Origin of the sequence: Massilia rhizosphaerae (genome assembly GCF_016093545.1) — a bacterium.
GTDB lineage: Bacteria > Pseudomonadota > Gammaproteobacteria > Burkholderiales > Burkholderiaceae_D > Telluria > Telluria rhizosphaerae.
In genome coordinates, this window is record NZ_JADKYX010000025.1 from 71,469 (window position 1) to 87,815 (window position 16,347).

Annotated in this window: 12 protein-coding genes; 2 read left to right on the forward strand and 10 right to left on the reverse strand. The window is 69.2% G+C overall.

Annotated elements, in window-relative coordinates:
- Positions 1–13 precede the first annotated feature (13 nt).
- The 7 genes from ISF28_RS26995 to queC form a co-directional block, all read right to left on the reverse strand.
- Complete coding sequence (locus ISF28_RS26995) at positions 14–370, reverse strand: copper-binding protein (protein ID WP_198120279.1); 357 nt, start codon at positions 368–370, stop codon at positions 14–16.
- Positions 367–3,552, reverse strand: a complete 3,186-nt coding sequence (locus tag ISF28_RS27000; RefSeq protein WP_198120280.1) for an efflux RND transporter permease subunit — start codon at positions 3,550–3,552, stop codon at positions 367–369. Before ISF28_RS27000 ends, ISF28_RS26995 begins: the two co-directional genes overlap by 4 nt.
- Positions 3,549–5,048 carry an efflux RND transporter periplasmic adaptor subunit gene (locus tag ISF28_RS27005; protein WP_198120281.1) on the reverse strand — a complete coding sequence of 500 codons (1,500 nt, stop codon included), beginning with the start codon at positions 5,046–5,048 and terminating at the stop codon, positions 3,549–3,551. Before ISF28_RS27005 ends, ISF28_RS27000 begins: the two co-directional genes overlap by 4 nt.
- The gene (locus tag ISF28_RS27010; RefSeq protein WP_229519417.1) at positions 5,045–6,400 is read right to left on the reverse strand and encodes a TolC family protein; all 1,356 of its coding nucleotides are present in this window, start codon (positions 6,398–6,400) and stop codon (positions 5,045–5,047) included. Before ISF28_RS27010 ends, ISF28_RS27005 begins: the two co-directional genes overlap by 4 nt.
- A gap of 75 nt (positions 6,401–6,475) precedes the next feature.
- Positions 6,476–6,883: a hypothetical protein gene (locus ISF28_RS27015; RefSeq protein WP_198120282.1), complete on the reverse strand. Its 408-nt coding sequence runs from the start codon at positions 6,881–6,883 to the stop codon at positions 6,476–6,478.
- Between the two features lie 52 nt (positions 6,884–6,935).
- On the reverse strand, positions 6,936–7,679 hold the full coding sequence (locus tag ISF28_RS27020) for a metallophosphoesterase family protein (protein WP_198120283.1): 744 nt from the start codon (positions 7,677–7,679) through the stop codon (positions 6,936–6,938).
- A gap of 16 nt (positions 7,680–7,695) precedes the next feature.
- On the reverse strand, positions 7,696–8,409 hold the full coding sequence (gene queC / locus ISF28_RS27025) for a 7-cyano-7-deazaguanine synthase QueC (RefSeq protein WP_198120284.1): 714 nt from the start codon (positions 8,407–8,409) through the stop codon (positions 7,696–7,698).
- A 163-nt stretch (positions 8,410–8,572) separates the two neighbouring features.
- On the opposite strand from queC, the gene ISF28_RS27030 reads away from it, so the two are divergent.
- Entirely contained in the window at positions 8,573–10,399 is a 1,827-nt protein-coding gene (locus ISF28_RS27030; protein ID WP_370663505.1) for an autotransporter assembly complex protein TamA, read from the forward strand.
- On the forward strand, positions 10,399–14,880 hold the full coding sequence (locus ISF28_RS27035) for a translocation/assembly module TamB domain-containing protein (RefSeq protein ID WP_198120286.1): 4,482 nt from the start codon (positions 10,399–10,401) through the stop codon (positions 14,878–14,880). Before ISF28_RS27030 ends, ISF28_RS27035 begins: the two co-directional genes overlap by 1 nt.
- 253 nt (positions 14,881–15,133) lie before the next feature.
- Here the strand turns inward: ISF28_RS27035 and ISF28_RS27040 are convergent, their stop codons facing one another.
- From ISF28_RS27040 to ISF28_RS27050, 3 genes are read right to left on the reverse strand one after another with little or no spacing between them, the layout of a single operon-like run.
- A complete protein-coding gene (locus ISF28_RS27040; protein WP_198120287.1) occupies positions 15,134–15,556 on the reverse strand; it encodes a DUF1801 domain-containing protein in 423 nt (140 codons plus the stop codon).
- A 15-nt stretch (positions 15,557–15,571) separates the two neighbouring features.
- Entirely contained in the window at positions 15,572–15,985 is a 414-nt protein-coding gene (locus ISF28_RS27045; protein ID WP_198120288.1) for an SRPBCC family protein, read from the reverse strand.
- Complete coding sequence (locus ISF28_RS27050; RefSeq protein ID WP_198120289.1) at positions 15,982–16,305, reverse strand: ArsR/SmtB family transcription factor; 324 nt, start codon at positions 16,303–16,305, stop codon at positions 15,982–15,984. Before ISF28_RS27050 ends, ISF28_RS27045 begins: the two co-directional genes overlap by 4 nt.
- Positions 16,306–16,347: the final 42 nt, after the last annotated feature.

A 16,347-nucleotide genomic window follows, 5' to 3' on the forward strand; every position in this document is an offset into this window, starting at 1 on the left:
GCCCCCGCCCGTCTTATTGCACCGACGTGACGACGTAGGCGGCGCCCTGCTTCACGAATCCGACGTGGACGTGCTGGCCGGCGCCGAGCTTGTCCAGCAGGCGCTTGTCCTTGACGCCGAAGGTCATCGTCATCGCCGGCCAGTTGAGGGTCTTGACCGGCCCGTGCGCCAGCGTGACCTTGCCGGCGGCCGCGTCGACGCTTTTCACGACGCCGGTCGCCTCGTGCACGGTGGCCTGGCCGCCCTTGGCGGGGGCCTTGTCCATGCCCATGCCTTGCATGCCCATGCCGTGCATGGCGCCCGATTGGGCAAAGACGGGTGCCGCGGCGGCCAGCGCCAGGGTGATGATTGCTGCGTTCAGAGATTTCATGATAAGTCCTCCTGGTGGGTTAAAGTCAAAGTGCTGCTTGGAGCGGTGGTTCTGGGTTCGGCGGCCTTCGGCTTGCGCAGCAGCAGATAGGCGGCGGGCACGACGAACATCGACAGCAGCGGCGCCGTGATCATGCCGCCGACCATCGGCGCGGCGATCCGCTGCATCACTTCGGAACCCGTGCCCGCGCCGACCATGATCGGGACGAGGCCGGCGATGATGACGGCCACCGTCATCGCCTTCGGGCGCACGCGCAGGACGGCGCCTTCGCGGATCGCGTCGAGCAGGTCGGCGCGCGTGGTGCGGCCGGCGTCCACGCACGGCTCCCACGCCCGCTTCAGGTACAACAGCATGATCACGCCGAATTCGGCCGACACGCCCGCGAGCGCGATGAAGCCGATGCCGCTCGCGACCGACAAGTGATAGCCGAGCGCCCACATCAGCCAGATGCCGCCGGCCAGCGCGAACGGCAGCGTCGCCATGACCAGCGCCGCCTCGTCGACGCGGCCGAAGGTCACGTACAGCAGCACGAAGATGATGAGCAGCGTGGCCGGCACGACGATCTTCAACCGGGCCGCCGCGCGCTCCATGTATTCGAACTGGCCCGACCACGACAGCGAGTAACCCGGCGGCAGCTTGACCTCCTGCGCCACCGCCCGTTGCATGTCGTGCACCACGGAGACGAGGTCGCGCCCGCGGATGTCGACGTACACCCAGCCGGACAGGCGCGCATTCTCGGACCGGAGCATCGGCGGCCCGTCGGCAATGGCGATCGTCGCCACGTCGCCCAGCCGGATCTGGCCGCCGCGGTCGGTCAGGATCGGCAGTCGGCGCAGGTTGTCGAGCGAATCGCGGATCTCGCGCGGATAGCGCAGGTTGATCGGGAAGCGCTGCAGGCCCTCGACCGTCTCGCCGATGTTGTCGCCGCCGATGGCCGCCGCCACCACGCTCTGCACGTCGGCGATGTTCATGCCGTAGCGCGCGGCCTGCGTCCGGTCGATCCGGACGTCGACATAGCGCCCGCCCGTCAGCCGTTCGGCCAGCGCGGACGACACGCCGGGCACCTGCTTGACGGCGTGTTCGACGGCGGCCGTGATGCGGTCGATCTCGTCGAGACTGGCGCCGGCCACCTTGACGCCGACGGGGCTCTTGATGCCCGTGGCGAGCATGTCGATGCGGTTGCGGATCGGCTGCACCCAGACGTTCGACAGCCCCGGCACCTTGACCGCGCGGTCCAGCTCCGTCACCAGCTTCTCGGGCGTCATGCCGGGGCGCCACTGGTCGCGCGGCTTGAACTGGATCGTCGTCTCGAACATTTCCAGCGGGGCCGGGTCGGTCGCGGTGTCGGCGCGGCCGGCCTTGCCGAACACGGTCTGCACTTCGGGCACCGTCTTGATCAGGCGGTCGGTCTGCTGCAGCAACTGGGCCGCCTTGCCGACGGACAGGCCCGGCAGGGCCGACGGCATGTAGAGCAGGTCGCCTTCGTTCATCGGCGGCATGAACTCGCCGCCCAGCCGGGACAGCGGCCAGGCGGACGCGCCGGCCACCAGCACGGCCACCAGCAGCGCCGCCTTCGGATACCGAAACACGCGTTCGAGCAGCGGACGATAGGCGGCGATCAGCAGGCGGTTGATCGGATTGCTCTGCTCGTCCGGGATGCGGCCCCGGATCAGATAGCCCATCAGCACCGGCACCAGCGTGACGGCCAGCGCCGCCGCCGCCGCCATCGCGTACGACTTGGTGAAGGCGAGCGGCGCGAACAAGCGCCCTTCCTGGGCTTCGAGCGTGAACACGGGCACGAACGACAGCACGATGATCAACAACGACAGGAACAGGGCCGGGCCGACTTCGGCCGCCGCGTCGCCCACCACCCGCCAGTGCTCATCCCCGGCCAGCCGGCGGCCGGGATGGGCGTGGTGCCAGGCCTCGATGTGCTTGTGCGCGTTCTCGATCATGACCACCGCCCCGTCGACCATGGCCCCGACCGCGATCGCGATGCCGCCGAGCGACATGATGTTCGCATTCACGCCCTGGTAGACCATGACGATGTACGCGGCCAGCACGCCCAGCGGCAGCGACACGATCGCCACCAGCGCCGAACGGGAGTGGAACAGGAACAACGCGCAGACCACCGCCACGACGATGAATTCCTCGACCAGCTTGTGCCGCAGGTTGCCGACGGCGTCCTCGATCAGCGCCGAGCGGTCGTAGGTCGGCACGATCTCGACGCCGGCCGGCAGGCTCGCCTTCAACCGGGCCAGCTTGGCCTTCACCGCGTCGATGGTCTCCAGCGCGTTTTTACCGGAGCGCATGACGATCACGCCGCCGGCCACCTCGCCCTCGCCATTCAGCTCGGCGATCCCACGGCGCATCTCGGGCCCCACCTGGATGCGCGCCACGTCGCCCAGCAGCACGGGCACGCCGGCGCCGGACGCCGCCAGCGGGATCTTGCGGAAGTCGTCCAGCGACGCCAGGTAGCCGGACGCGCGCACCATGTACTCGGCTTCGCCCAGTTCGAGCACGGCGCCGCCGGCTTCCTGGTTGGCCTTGCGCACGGCCTCGATGACCTTGCCGTGCGTGATGCCGTACGCGCGCAGCTTGTCCGGGTCGAGCACGATCTGGTACTGCCTGACCATGCCGCCGATGCTCGCCACTTCCGACACGTTCGGCACCGTCTTGAGTTCGTACTTCAGGAACCAGTCCTGCAAGGCCCGCAGTTGCGCCAGGTCGTGCGTGCCGCTGCGGTCGACGAGCGCGTATTCGTACACCCAGCCCACGCCCGTCGCATCCGGCCCGAGCGAGGTCCTGGCCTGGGGCGGCAGGCGCGACGCGACCTGGTTCATGTATTCGAGCACGCGCGAACGGGCCCAGTACGGGTCGGTCCCGTCGTCGAACAGCACGTAGACGAAGGAGTCGCCGAAGAACGAATAGCCGCGCACCGTCTTGGCGCCGGGCACCGACAGCATGGTCGTGGTGAGCGGGTACGTGACCTGGTTTTCGACGATCTGCGGCGCCTGGCCCGGATAGCTGGTGCGGATGATGACCTGCACGTCGGAGAGGTCGGGCAAGGCGTCCACGGGCGTGCGCGCCAGCGCCCAGACGCCCCAGCCGGTGAGCATCACGGTCGCCAGCAGCACCAGGAAGCGGTTCGCGATCGACCAGCGGATGAGGCGCGCGATCATTGCGTGCCTCCGGCCGGGACGATGCGGACGATGCCATAGCTGCCGTCGCCGGTATCGCGGATGTCGAACGCCACCTTGGCGCCCACGCGGACCGCGTTCGGCAAGCCGGACGGCGGCAGCTTGAAGCCCATCGTCATCGCCGGCCACTGCAGCGACGCGATCGGCCCGTGCGAAATCGTGACCTCGTCCTTGGCGATGCTTTCGACCTTGCCGACGCCGTGGTGCGTCTGCGCGGCCGCCGGCGCGGATGGCGCCGCGTTGCCGCCCATGCGTTCTTCCATGCCTTTCAGGCTCGCTTCCGAATCGATCAGGAACTGCCCGGACGCCACGACTTTCTGCCCGGCCTGCAAGCCCTTGCGCACTTCGGTGCGCCCGTTCGCTTCCGCCCCGAGTTCGACCTCGACCGGCCGGAAGCGCCCGTCGCCCTGCTCGACGATCACGAGGCTGCGCCGGCCGGTCTGGATCACGGCTTCGCTGGGCACCAGCAACACCTCGCCGCCGGCGGCAGGACGCAGGTCGACGGTGGCGAACATGCCCGGCACGAGCGCGCCGGTCGGATTCGCCAGCTCGATGCGGGCCTTGATGGTACGCGTGTCGGGACTGATCTCGGGCAGGATCGCCCCCACCTGCCCGCTGAACGTGATGCCCGGCAGCGCCGGGGTGCGCGCTTCGACCTTCGTGCCGGGGCGCACCAGCGCCGCGACGTTCTCCGGCAGTTCGGCATTCACCCACACCGTGCGCAAGCCGTTGATGCGAAACAGCGGCGCCCCGTTCATCACGGTCATGCCCTCGCGGGCGCCCAGTTCGGCGACGACGCCGCCGATCGGCGCCGTCACGGTCAGGCGCGGATGCGCGCGGCCGGTGGTTTCGACCAGGCGGATCTGCTCGTCGTTCATGCCCGCGAGGCGCATGCGCTGGCGCGCCGCGTCGAGCAGTCCGGCGGCGCCGGCGCCCTGCCCCATGCGCTTGACCGCCAGATAGTCTTCCTGCGCGGCGACCCAGTCCGGCACATACAGTTGCGCCAGCGGCTGGCCCTTCCTGACCGGATCGAGCGGGGCGCGCACGTACAATTTTTCGACGTAGCCGTTGGCGCGCGCCTGGACCAGCGCGAGGTCGCGCTCGTTGTAGGCGACGTTCCCGACCGCTTCCACGGTCGTGCCGAGCGTGCCTTGCTCGACTTGCGCCGTGCGGATGCCCAGGTTCTGCCGCATGCCCTGGCTGATGGCGACGCCGCCCCCATCGGGCGTGTCGTCCGCATACACGGGGACCAATTGCATGTCCATGAACGGCGACTTGCCCGGCTTGTCGAAATGCTGGCCCGGCACCATCGGGTCATGCCAGTACAGCACCTTGCGCTCAGTGGATTTGGCCTTGGCCGGCGCCGGGCCGGGCCTGGCCATCGCCATGCCCTCGTGCATCCCGGCCCGGTAGAGGCCATAGCCGCCCGCGACGGCGACGCCGGCGGCCAGCAGGGCCACCATCATTGTCGTTTTCATTTGTGCTCCGTGGCGTCCCGCCGGGACATCGAATGCGTGGATGGGAACAGGTAGTTGAGTTGCTCCCAAAGCTGGGCGGTGGCCGCTTCCAGCTGGAGCGCCCGCAGGCGCAGGTCGATTTCGTCGCGGCGCGCGGCCAGCACCTCGCCGATGCCGCCCTTGCCGCCCCGGTAGGCGGCCAGGACCGCGGCGCTCCGTTCGACGGCCAGCGGGATCAGCTCGCGCTCGTAGCGCCCGCGCCGCTCGCGGTCGTTCTGCCATTCGTTGATCAGCGCGCGCGTATCGGCGACATGGGCGCGCAGCATCTCGTCGCGCTCGTCCTTCGCCTGCTCCACGGCGGCCAGCTTCGCGGCCAGCTCGCGGTCCTGCCGGTGCCGCCGATCCCACTGCAACGGGACCGAGACGCCGACCGAGACCATGTCGGCAAAGCGCGCGCCGCGGCGCAGGTAATTGACTTCGACCGACCAATCCGCTTTCTCGTTGGCCTTGGCCAGGTCGGCCTCGGTCTGCGCGATCTGTTCCTGCTTGCCCAGCACCGCGATCTCCGGGTGGTGGTCGAGGTGGCCGCGCAAGCCGGCGGTATCGAGCGCGGCCAGGTCGAACCGGACCGTGTCGATGTCCGGCCTGTCGGCCAGCGGCTGCCCGGCGGCGGCGCCGATCCAGCGCTCGAGGCGGACGTTCGCATTGCGCAGCTTGCGGTCCAATTCACTGGCGCGGTCGTCGATCATGCCGACGGCCGTGCGGGCGGCCAGGATGTCCGCCTGGGCGCCGCGCCCGCCGCGATACGCGCCTTCGGCCGCTTCGACCGCCAGTTGCGCCTGGGCGCGCTGCTCGGCAAGCACGCGGACCATCGCTTCGGCGTAGTAACGATCGAGCCAGGCGGCGGCGGTGCGGCGTTCGATGTCGGCGGTCAAGCGGTCTTTTTCCGCCATCGCCTTGTCCGCCTCCCGCTCGAACCGTTCGGCCCGCAAGCGGCGTTTGTCGGAACCGGTGAATGCCTGCATGACACCGACCTGCCGCGTGGTCATGGCATCGTCGGCAAGACGGTAACGCTCGGGGCCGTTGACCGGCAGGTTGTTGACGCCGATCTTCAGGACCGGATCGGGCAGCTGGCGCGCCGCCACCGCGAGGTCGCGCGAGGCATCCACCGCCGCATCCTGGGCGGCGAGCTGGCGCGACCGCGCGACGGCAAGGCGCTGCGCCTCGGCGAGCGACAATGGGCCATCGGCGGCGAGCGCAATATGCGCCCAGGCGGCCATGGCGAGCAGCGCGGAGGCCGTCGCCAGGCGCCGTCCGACGGCGTCAAGGACGAGTGTGCGCCCGGCCGCGGGCGCGGTAAAACGAAGGAACATGGGATCTCCAGATTGCGTAAAACCGCACCGTGTGCGCACGCTGCGCACCGATGGCGAAGGAAGCAATCGGGAGTGTCAAATACGGAAGCAGCAGTTCCGGATGGCGAGAGGCGGCGCGGTGGTGCGCGACAGCGACACGCCATCGGCGGGTGCGCCGGCGGGGATGTCGCAGGTGGTGACAGCGTACAGGGGAATGGCCAGTCCGACCGCGCTGAACGGGTGGACGGGCGGGGATTCGGGCTTGTCGAGCGATTGCTTGCCGGCCTGGCCGTGCGCATGGCACAAGGCCGGCTGGACGGGGTCGGGTTTCTCGCAACCGGACATCACCTGGCCATCGGCCATTTCCATCGCCTGGCCCCCCTCGTTCGGGGAAGCGACCGTCGACTGCGGGCACGCGTAGGCGGCGACGGCAAGCTGCATGAACAGCATGCTGATCAACGCGATCACGGCGGCGTGCCAACGGCAGGAACGGGTCAGTCTCATGGTTGTCCGAAAAATACGGCAATCCCGACCGGCTGTCAACTCTGCCGTTCCGTCAAATTCCCTCGATCAAGCGCATGGCAAACACGATCGGCAAGCCGGCCGCGATGACCTTGCGCGCGGCCGCGCCGTGGTCGTACGGCACCCGGAAATACTGGATTTCCCGCGCCGCGTCGTCGAAGATCGCATAGCATGCCGCGTTGTTCTGGTCGCGCGGCTGCCCCACGGCACCGGGCAGCACGAGATACTGGTGCTGCGGCTGCAGGCGGACGGCCTCGCCGGCCGCCGGCACGTGGCGGCCCATGCGGCCGTCGTCGGCGCGGCGGTACAGCGCCGGCGCATGCACGTGGCCGGAGAACACGATGCGGCTGCCGCTGGCGCGGATGCTGCGCTCGGCCGCGTCGAGGTCCGTGACGTATTCCCACCGCTCGGGTGCGTGCGCGCTGGCGTGCACGAAATACGCGTTGCCGTTCTTGTGCGTCAGCGGCAGCGCGGCCAGGAAGGCCAGTTGCCCGGCGTCCAGCTGGCCGCCGGTCCAGGCGATGACTTCGCGCGCTTCCGCATGCATCTGCGGGCGCGCCGGCTGCGTGACGGCGTGATCGTGGTTGCCCCGCACCGCCACGGCGCCGTGCGCCACGTAGTCCATCACCGTGCACACGACCCAGGCCGGATCGGCGCCGTAGCCGACGAAGTCGCCCGTGAACGCGTACTGGTCGACGCGCTGCTGCTGCGCGTGCGCGAGGCAGGCCTCGACGGCCTCGCGGTTCGCGTGCAGGTCGGTCAGCAGGGCGAGGCGCATGGCGATCGAGAGGACGTCAAGCGCCCGCGCGCGCCCGGGCGTATTGCTCGTAGCCGCGCGCGCGCAGCTCGCACGCGGGGCACTTGCCGCAGCCGTGGCCCCAGGCATGCGGCGCGCCGCGCTCGCCCAGGTAGCAGGTGTGGGTCTCGAAGCGGATCAGGTCGACCAGCGCTTCTCCGCCGCATTGCTCGGCCAGTTCCCAGGTCTGCTTCTTGTCGATCCACATCAGCGGCGTTTCGACCTTCAGCCGGGTGGCCATGCCCAGGTTCAATGCCACCTGCAGCGCCTTCATGGTGTCGTCGCGGCAATCCGGGTAGCCGGAGAAATCCGTCTCGCACATGCCGCCCACGAGCACGGTCAGGCCGCGGCGGTACGCGACCGTCGCCGCCACCGTCATGAACAGCAGGTTGCGGCCGGGAACGAAGGTGTTCGGCAAGCCGTTGGCCTGCATCTGGATCTCGACGTTGCTCGTCAGCGCCGTGTCGGAAATGCGCGCGATCAGCGACAGGTCGATCAGGTGGTCCTCGCCCAGGCGCTGCTCCCAGGCGGCCGACAGCGCGCGCATCCTGGCGAGCACGGGCGCGCGCACGTCCAGTTCGATCGCGTGGCGCTGGCCGTAGTCGAAGCCGATGGTCTCGACGCGCTCGTAGCGTTGCAGGGCCCACGCCAGGCAGGTCGTGGAATCTTGTCCGCCGCTGAACAGGACGAGCGCGGTATCGGGATTGTGCATGTTGAGTTTCCTGAGGTAATTAGCGGCCGAGTCGTCCGCCACCACATTTGACAATCAGTTAAGATGTGGCCGGCATATTGACGAATGGAGCGACATGATTTCCGCACGACCCGACCCATGCACGGCGATGGCGCCGGCGCGATCACGAATTTTGGCACAAATCGTGCTGATCGTGAACGCGCTGTGCCTCGCCCCGGTCGCGGCCGCGCAGGATCAGCCGGCACCGCCGGCACCGGAAGCGCAAGCGCCGTCCGGCGCCGTCGACTACGATGTACGCATCGACGCGCCGCGCCAGCTGCGCGAACTGCTGGACGACAACCTCGACCTGATGCGCTGGCGCGGCAACCCGCGCGTCGACCGGGAACAGCTGCTGCGCCTCGTGCGCGCGGCCCCAGAACAGATCAAGACCCTGATCGCCACCGAGGGCTACTACTCGCCGAAGGTGTCCGCCGACCTCGACACGTCCGGCAACAAGCCGCTGGTCCTGATCGACGTCGCGCCGGGCGAGCCCGTCGTGGTGGGCGACGTCGACATCGAGCTGCGCGGCTTCGTCCCGTTCGACAAGGGCAGCGCCCCGATCGACGCGGCGGCCCTGCGCAACCGCTGGACCCTGCCCGTCGGCGCGCGCTTCCGCACGGCGGACTGGGAGGCGGCCAAGCGCGGCCTCGTGCGCCACGTGGCGCAGTCGCGCTTTCCGCGCGCCCAGTTGCTCGAATCGACCGCCACCGTCGATCCGGACACGCACCGCGCCCTGCTCAAGGTCGTCATCGACAGCGGTCCGGAGGCGCGCTTCGGCCGCCTCGATATCCAGGGCCTGAAGCGGTATCCGGCCAGCGTCATCACGAACCTGAACACCATCGCCCCCGGCGACGAATACAACGAGGCCGCGCTGCAGGCGCTGCAGGGCCGCCTGCAGGACACGGGTTATTTCAGCAGCGTGGAGGTGAGCGCCGACATGTCGTCCGTGATCGCGTCGCAGGTCAAGGACCTCAAGGAGAACGAGGGCGCGACGCCGCAGCCGCCCAGTCCTCCGGCGGTGCTGCCCGTACTTGTGCGCGTCACCGAGAACAAGCGCAAGAACGTGGCGCTCGGCCTCGGTTACTCGACCAACACGGGTGCCCGTGCGCAAGCCGAGTACGATAACCTGAACGTGTTCGGCAAGCGCCTGAAGAGCAATGTGCTGTACGAGCAGAAGCACCAGGCCGCACGCGCCGATTTCTACCTGCCCACGACCACGGGCGGCTACAACAACAGCTTCGGCGCCGGCTACGACCGTCTCGACGCCAACGGCCAGATCACGCGCACGACGAGCGTCCACGCCAAGCGCGCATGGGGCTCGCCGCTGCTGGAAAAGACGCTGACCCTGGAAGCGCTGACCGAACAAATAACCATCGACGACCTGCCGACGACGCGCGTGAAAAGCCTGCCGCTGACGTTCTCGATCACGAAGCGCCACCTGGACAGCCTCGTGCAGCCGACCCGCGGCTACATCGTCAACGCGCAAGTCGGCGGCGCCTTTTTACCCGTGCTGACGGACGAAAAATTCGTGCGCATCTACACGCGCGGCCTCGCCTACAAGCCGGTCGGCGAGGCCGGCACCCTGATCGTGCGCGGCGAATTCGGCGCCGTCGGTTCCAGGGACAAGAACGGCGTGCCGTCCACGTTCCTGTTCCGCGCCGGCGGCGACCAGTCCGTGCGCGGCTACGGCTACCAGCAACTGGGCGTGCCGGTCGGTTCCGCCATCACGGGCGGCCGCTACCTGCTCACCGGCAGCGCCGAATACGATTACTGGTTCAAGCCGCCATGGGGCGTGGCCGTGTTCTACGACGTCGGCAACGCGGGCGACAATTTCCACGACCTGAAACCGAAGGTCGGCTACGGCGTCGGCGCGCGCTGGCGCAGCCCCGTCGGCCCGATCAACGTCGACGTCGCCTACGGCAAGGCCGTGCATAAAGTCCGTCTGCACTTCTCACTGGGATTCACGTTCTGATGGAAGCCGACCAGCCAACACCTTCCCCCGCGCCCGAACCCGCGCACCCGCGCCGCTGGCCGCGCCGCGTCGCCATCGGCGTGGTCGTCGTCGGCGTCGTGCTGGGCGGCGCCGTCTGGTACCTGGGGCGCGAGACGACGTTGCAGACGATCGCCCGGCGCGTCGCGAATGCCAGCGGCGGCAAGCTGCAGCTGTCCGGCGTCACGGGTTCGCTGTACGGCCACATGCACATCGGCCACGCCGTGTACCGCACCGAGACGTCGGTCATGACGGCCGACGACATCGACATCGACTGGAAGCCCTGGCAATACCTGTCGCGCGGCGTCGAAATCGACAAGCTCCATGCGCGGCTGCTGCGCGTGGAAACGCTCAAGCCGTCGCAGCAACCGATGACGATGCCCGCGCGCCTCGCGCCGCCGTTCAAGGTGGCGGTGGACGATGCGCGCCTGGACAAAGCCCTGTTCGTGAACAAGGGCGCGACGACGGAAATCGACGCCATCCGCGCCCGCCTGCACGGCGACAAGCAGCAGTGGAAGCTCGACTACGCGGCCGCCAGCACGCCCTGGGGACAGGTCTCAGCGAAGGGGGCGATCGCCAACACGCTGCCGTACAAGCTCGATGCGGACGCGAGCCTGGCGCAAGCGCAGAGCGCCGCGCCGGCGCAACCCGGCGAACCGCCCAGCCTCGGCGCGCACTTGACGCTGCATGCCGGCGGCGACCTGCAGAAGACGGTCATCGACGCCACCGGCCAGGCCGCGCGCGCGCAGGGCAAGGCGCAGATCGTGATGGCGCCGTTCGCGGACATCCCGCTGCAGGCCTTCACGCTCGATGCGCGGAACATCGACCCCGGCTTCTTCAGCCCCACCCTGCCGAGCGCGGACCTGAGCCTGGCCGTGGCGGTGCGGCTCGACGCGAACCGCAACATCGCCGGCACCGTCGACCTGACGAACGACGGCGCCGTGGGCACGCTCGACCAGCAACGCCTGCCGCTGCGCGCGCTGCGCGGCCGGCTGGGCGGCAGCCTGACGGCCATGCGCATCACGGACGTGCTGATCGACGTGGGCGCCGCCGGCCGCTTCACGGGCAGCGGCAGCGTGCAGCGCGGCCCGGACGAACAGGGCATCGGCACCGCGCAATTCGCGCTGCACACCGACCGCTTCGACCTGCACCAGGTCTACGGCAGCATGAAGCCGACGAAGATCGCGGGCGACCTGAAAGTCGCGAACACGAAGGACACGCAGACGCTGGACGTGAACCTGGCGGACGCCGGCATGCGCCTGGCCGCGCAGGCCGCGCTGGCCAACGACGTGCTCACGGTGCGCGACGCGCGCCTGTCGGCCGGCAAGAGCAGCGTGCGCGTGACGGGCAGCGCCCACCTCAAGGACAACAAGCCGTTCAAGGCGGCGCTTGTCGCGAGCCGCTTCGATCCGGCCGATTTCGGCGCGTTCCCGCAGGCCGACATCAATGCCGAGATCAACGCGGCCGGCGCGCTGGCGCCGCAGTGGAAGGTGGCGGCCGACTTCGCGTTGCGTCCGAGCCGGCTGTTCGGCCAGCCGCTGTCCGGCCACGGCAAGCTCGATGCGAACGCCGTCCACGTGCACGACGTCGACGCCGCGCTGGCGCTCGGCCGGAACACGGTCGACCTGCACGGCGCGTTCGGCAAGCCGGGCGAGCAACTCGCATGGAAGGTCGACGGCAACGACCTCTCCGCCCTGCGCGGCGGCCTGTATGGCGCCGTGCTCGCGAGCGGCGTCGTCACCGGCACGATGCAGGCGCCGCGCACGACGTTCGACGTCGACGCGCGCGGCCTCGGCTGGGTGCCGCGCGAGCGCAAGCAGGACAACGGTTCCGTGCACGCGAGCGGCGAGGCCTGGCTGGCGGGCAGCGCGGGCGCGCGCGTCGTCGAAGTCAAGGCGCAGGGCGACATGCAGCGCCTGAACCCGGCCGCCTTCGGCTCGCCGCTGGCCGGCAGCATCAACGGCAGCTTCACCGCCAGCGGCCGCACGGGCGCGAACATGGGAGGCGCCGTCGACCTGGCGCTGCAGGATTCCACCTTGTCGAAATCGCCGCTGTGGGGCCATGCGAAGCTGGCCGCGGACAAGCGCCACGTAGCGAACGCCGACGTCGACCTGCACCTGGGCGGCAACGTCGTCGCCGCGCGCGGCGCCTTCGGCAGCGGCCATGAAACCCTGGACTGGCGCATCGACGCGCCGCAGCTGGCGGCCCTCGGCCCGGACTTCGGCGGCGTGCTGCGCGGGTCCGGCACGCTGTCCGGCACGATGGACATGCCGTCGCTGACGGCATCCATCGACGGCCAGAACATCCGCGCCATGGGCACGCAATCGGTCAAGCAGTTGCATGCCACCGCCAAGCTCGGCGCGGGCCGCGGCGCCGCCGATCCGCTCGCGCTGGACGTCGCCGTGACCGACTACACGAGCAGCACGACGGACAAGCAAGGCAACGTCAACACGACGCACATCGCCGCGGCGCGGCTGACGTCGACGGGCACGCGCGGCGCGCACACCATCCAGGCGTCCGCGCGCGGCGACACGTTCGACGCCGCGCTGGCCGTGCACGGCGGCTTGTCGGGCAATACGTGGAACGGCACCGTCGACACGCTGAAGAACAGCGGCCGCTACGCCATGACGCTCGCCGCGCCCACGCCGCTGCGCATCGCGGGCGCGCCCGGCACGGGTCTCGCCGGCCTGGCGAAGCCCGAGCAGATCGCGTTCAACGGCGCGACGATCAAGCTGCCGGCCGGCGCCGTCACGATCGACTCGCTGGTCAAGACCGGCCCGCGCTGGAACACGCGCGGCAGCGCCAGCGGGGTGCCGGTCAGCTACCTCGGGCAAGCGTCGGATGCCGTGCGCGACAACCTGCGCGGCGACTTGACCCTGGGCGCGCAATGGGCCATCGACCTGCGCGCGCCGACTGTCCCCGGCGCCGTGCCCGCACTGAACGGCAGCGTGCACGTGTTCCGCGAAAAGGGCGACCTGATCGCGGGCGACGTCACGCCCGTGGCGCTGGGCCTGCGCCAGCTCGACCTGCGCGCGGACGTCGGCGGCGGCGCCCTGCGCGCGCAGTTCGCGGTGGACGGCGCGCGCGTCGGCAACGCCCGCGTGGACGCCACCGCGCAACTGCTGCAGGGCCGCGTCGACAACGACAGCCCGCTCAAGCTGACGGCCAGCGCGAACCTCGCTTCGCTCGCCTGGATGTCGCCGCTGCTCGGCCAGCCGGGCCTGGAGGTGGACGGCGCGCTGCGCCTGGCCATCAACGGCACGGGCACGGTCGGCGCGCCCACCCTCAACGGCAGCATCGAGGGCGACGGCCTGGCGGTGCGCTGGCCGGACCAGGGCGTGCGCCTGCGCAACGGCCAGTTGCGCGCCGTGCTCGCCGGCGACGAGCTCCAGTTGCAGCGCCTGGCCCTGGAAGGCAACAGCGGCCACGCGACGGCGTCCGGCTTCGTGCGCTTTGCCGGCGGCGAGGCGACGATGAACCTGAACCTCGTCGCGGACAAGCTGGAAGCCCTGTCGCGGCCGGACCGCACCGTCGTCCTCAGCGGCCAGGCCAGCGTCGTGCGCGACGCGCACCAGTTCCGGGTCGAAGGCAATTTCAAGGCCGACCGCGCCCTCGTCGAACTGGCCCCGCAGGACCGTCCCACGATCTCGGACGACGTGATCGTGCTGGGCCGCGGCAACGCCGCGCCGGCGCAGGCCAGGAAGGAAGCGGCGGTGCCGCTGACGATCGACCTGACGGCCGACCTGGGCGACGACTTCCACCTGCGCGGCATGGGCGTCGACGCCTACCTGGCGGGCGCCGTCCAGGTGCAGAAGGTAGGCGCCCGTCCGCCGCACATCAACGGCACCGTGCGCACCGTCAGCGGCACGTATGCCGCGTACGGCCAGCGCCTGGCGATCGAGCGCGGCGTGATCACGTTCAGCGGTCCGTACGACAACCCGTCGCTGGATATCCTCGCCGTGCGCAAGCCCCCGGCAGGCGACCAGCTGAGCGAGACGAACGTCCAGGCGGGCGTGCAGGTGCGCGGCACGGCGCTGTCGCCGACGGCGAAGCTCGTGTCGACGCCGAACGTGTCCGACAGCGACAAGCTCTCATGGTTGGTGCTGGGCCACGGCATGGAAGCGACGACGGGCAACGAAGCCGACGTCCTGAGCGCGGCCGCCGGCGCCCTGCTGGGCGGCAAAGGCGGCACGGGCGGCATCACGAGCAAGCTGGCGAACTCGCTGGGCGTCGACGAACTGGGCGTGCGCCAGGGCGCCGGCCAGGCGTCCGGACTGGAAAACACGGTGGTGACGGTCGGCAAGCGCATCTCGTCGCGCCTGTACCTGAGCTTCGAACAGGGCGCCGCCACCGCGTCGAGCATCGTGCGCGTGCGCTACAAAATCAATCCGCGCATCACCCTGCAACTGCAGACCGGCACGAACACGGCGCTGGACATCCTGTATTCCTGGTCGTTCGACTGACCCCAAAATTCGGGGTCAGAGCACATATTGTCGAAAATTCGGGGGTCAGAGCACATTTTCGCGCAATTTCCGTTGGAACCTTGCTCGATTCTTGGTCGCGATAACGCGTGTTCCTGCCCCTGCGGGAAGTAGCGAACGTCCACGTGCTCAGCGCAGACCAAGGCTCCGGCCCGCGCTGACGAATTCGCCAAGACATTTCTCGAGAAAGTGCTCTGACCCCGAATTTGCGCGAAAAAGTGCTCTGACCCCGAATTCAGGCGGCGGCTTTCGCGCGTTTCGGCTTCGCTTTGGCGGCCGCGTTGAGGGCCGCCGCGGCGCGGATGAGCGCACGGAACGCGGTGGCATCGAGCTGCTCGCCTTCGTGGATGTCGATGGCGCGCCGGGCGTTGCCGTCCAGGCTGGAGTTGAACAGGCCGGAGGGATCGTCCAGCGACGCGCCTTTCAGGAAGGTCAGCTTCACGTGCGATTTGTACGACTCGCCCGTGCAGAGGATACCCTGGCTGTTCCACACGGGCGTGCCCATCCACTTCCACTCTTCGACGACGCCCGGCACCGCTTCCTTGATGAGTGCCCGGACCCGGGCCAGCGTATCGCCGCGCCAGTCGCCCAGGTCGGCAATGCGCCGGTCGATCAGGGCGGACGCCGGCATGTCCGTGGACGCATTCTCCTGCTTCATGTCGCCTCCTTTGGCTTAATCGTCGAGCTTCGCCAGCACCTCGTCGAGGGCGGTGGTGAATTTGTTCCAGCCATATTTTGCACCATTGTAGGCCGCATCCTGGCCCGGCTGGAAGCCCGTCTGTTCCACCTTGAGGTGCGTGCCCGCGCCCGTCGGGGTCAGGGTCCAGGTGACGACGCTGTCGAGGCCCATCGCGGCCCACGTGTAGGACAACGACCGGTTCGGCTCGATCTCCAGCACCTCGCAATCGACGGAACCCCAGTCGCCGCTGAGCTTGAAGCGGTGGTTCAGGGCAGGCACGAAATCGTTCTTCATCAGCCACGCCTCGATGAGGTGAGGCTGGGTCAGTGCGCGCCAGATCTTTTCCGGGGCGTGGGCAAATTCACGTTCGACGGTGACGGTGCGCGTTTGGAGCGAGGTATCGTTCATTGGTCCATCCTTTTCAACAGGTCTTCCAGGTCATCGAACCGGCTCTCCCAGAACCGGGCCATTTGCGTCGTCCAATCGGTCAGCGGTGCGAGCGCGCCGAGCTGTGCAGTGTAATGCGTCTGGCGTCCTTCATGCCGATCGCGCACGAGCCCGGCCTGCTTCAGGAGGCCCAGATGCTTGGACACGGCCGGCTGCGAGATGCCGGCCCGCGCCGTGAGGGCGCCGACCGTCTGCTCGCCGTCGCGGCACAGCGACTCGAAAATGGCGCGCCGCGTGGGGTCGCCGAGTGTCCGGAAAAGAATATCGTGGGCTTCTGTCATGGCTATTTATAACCGGTTGGCTATGGGTTTAATCATAACCAG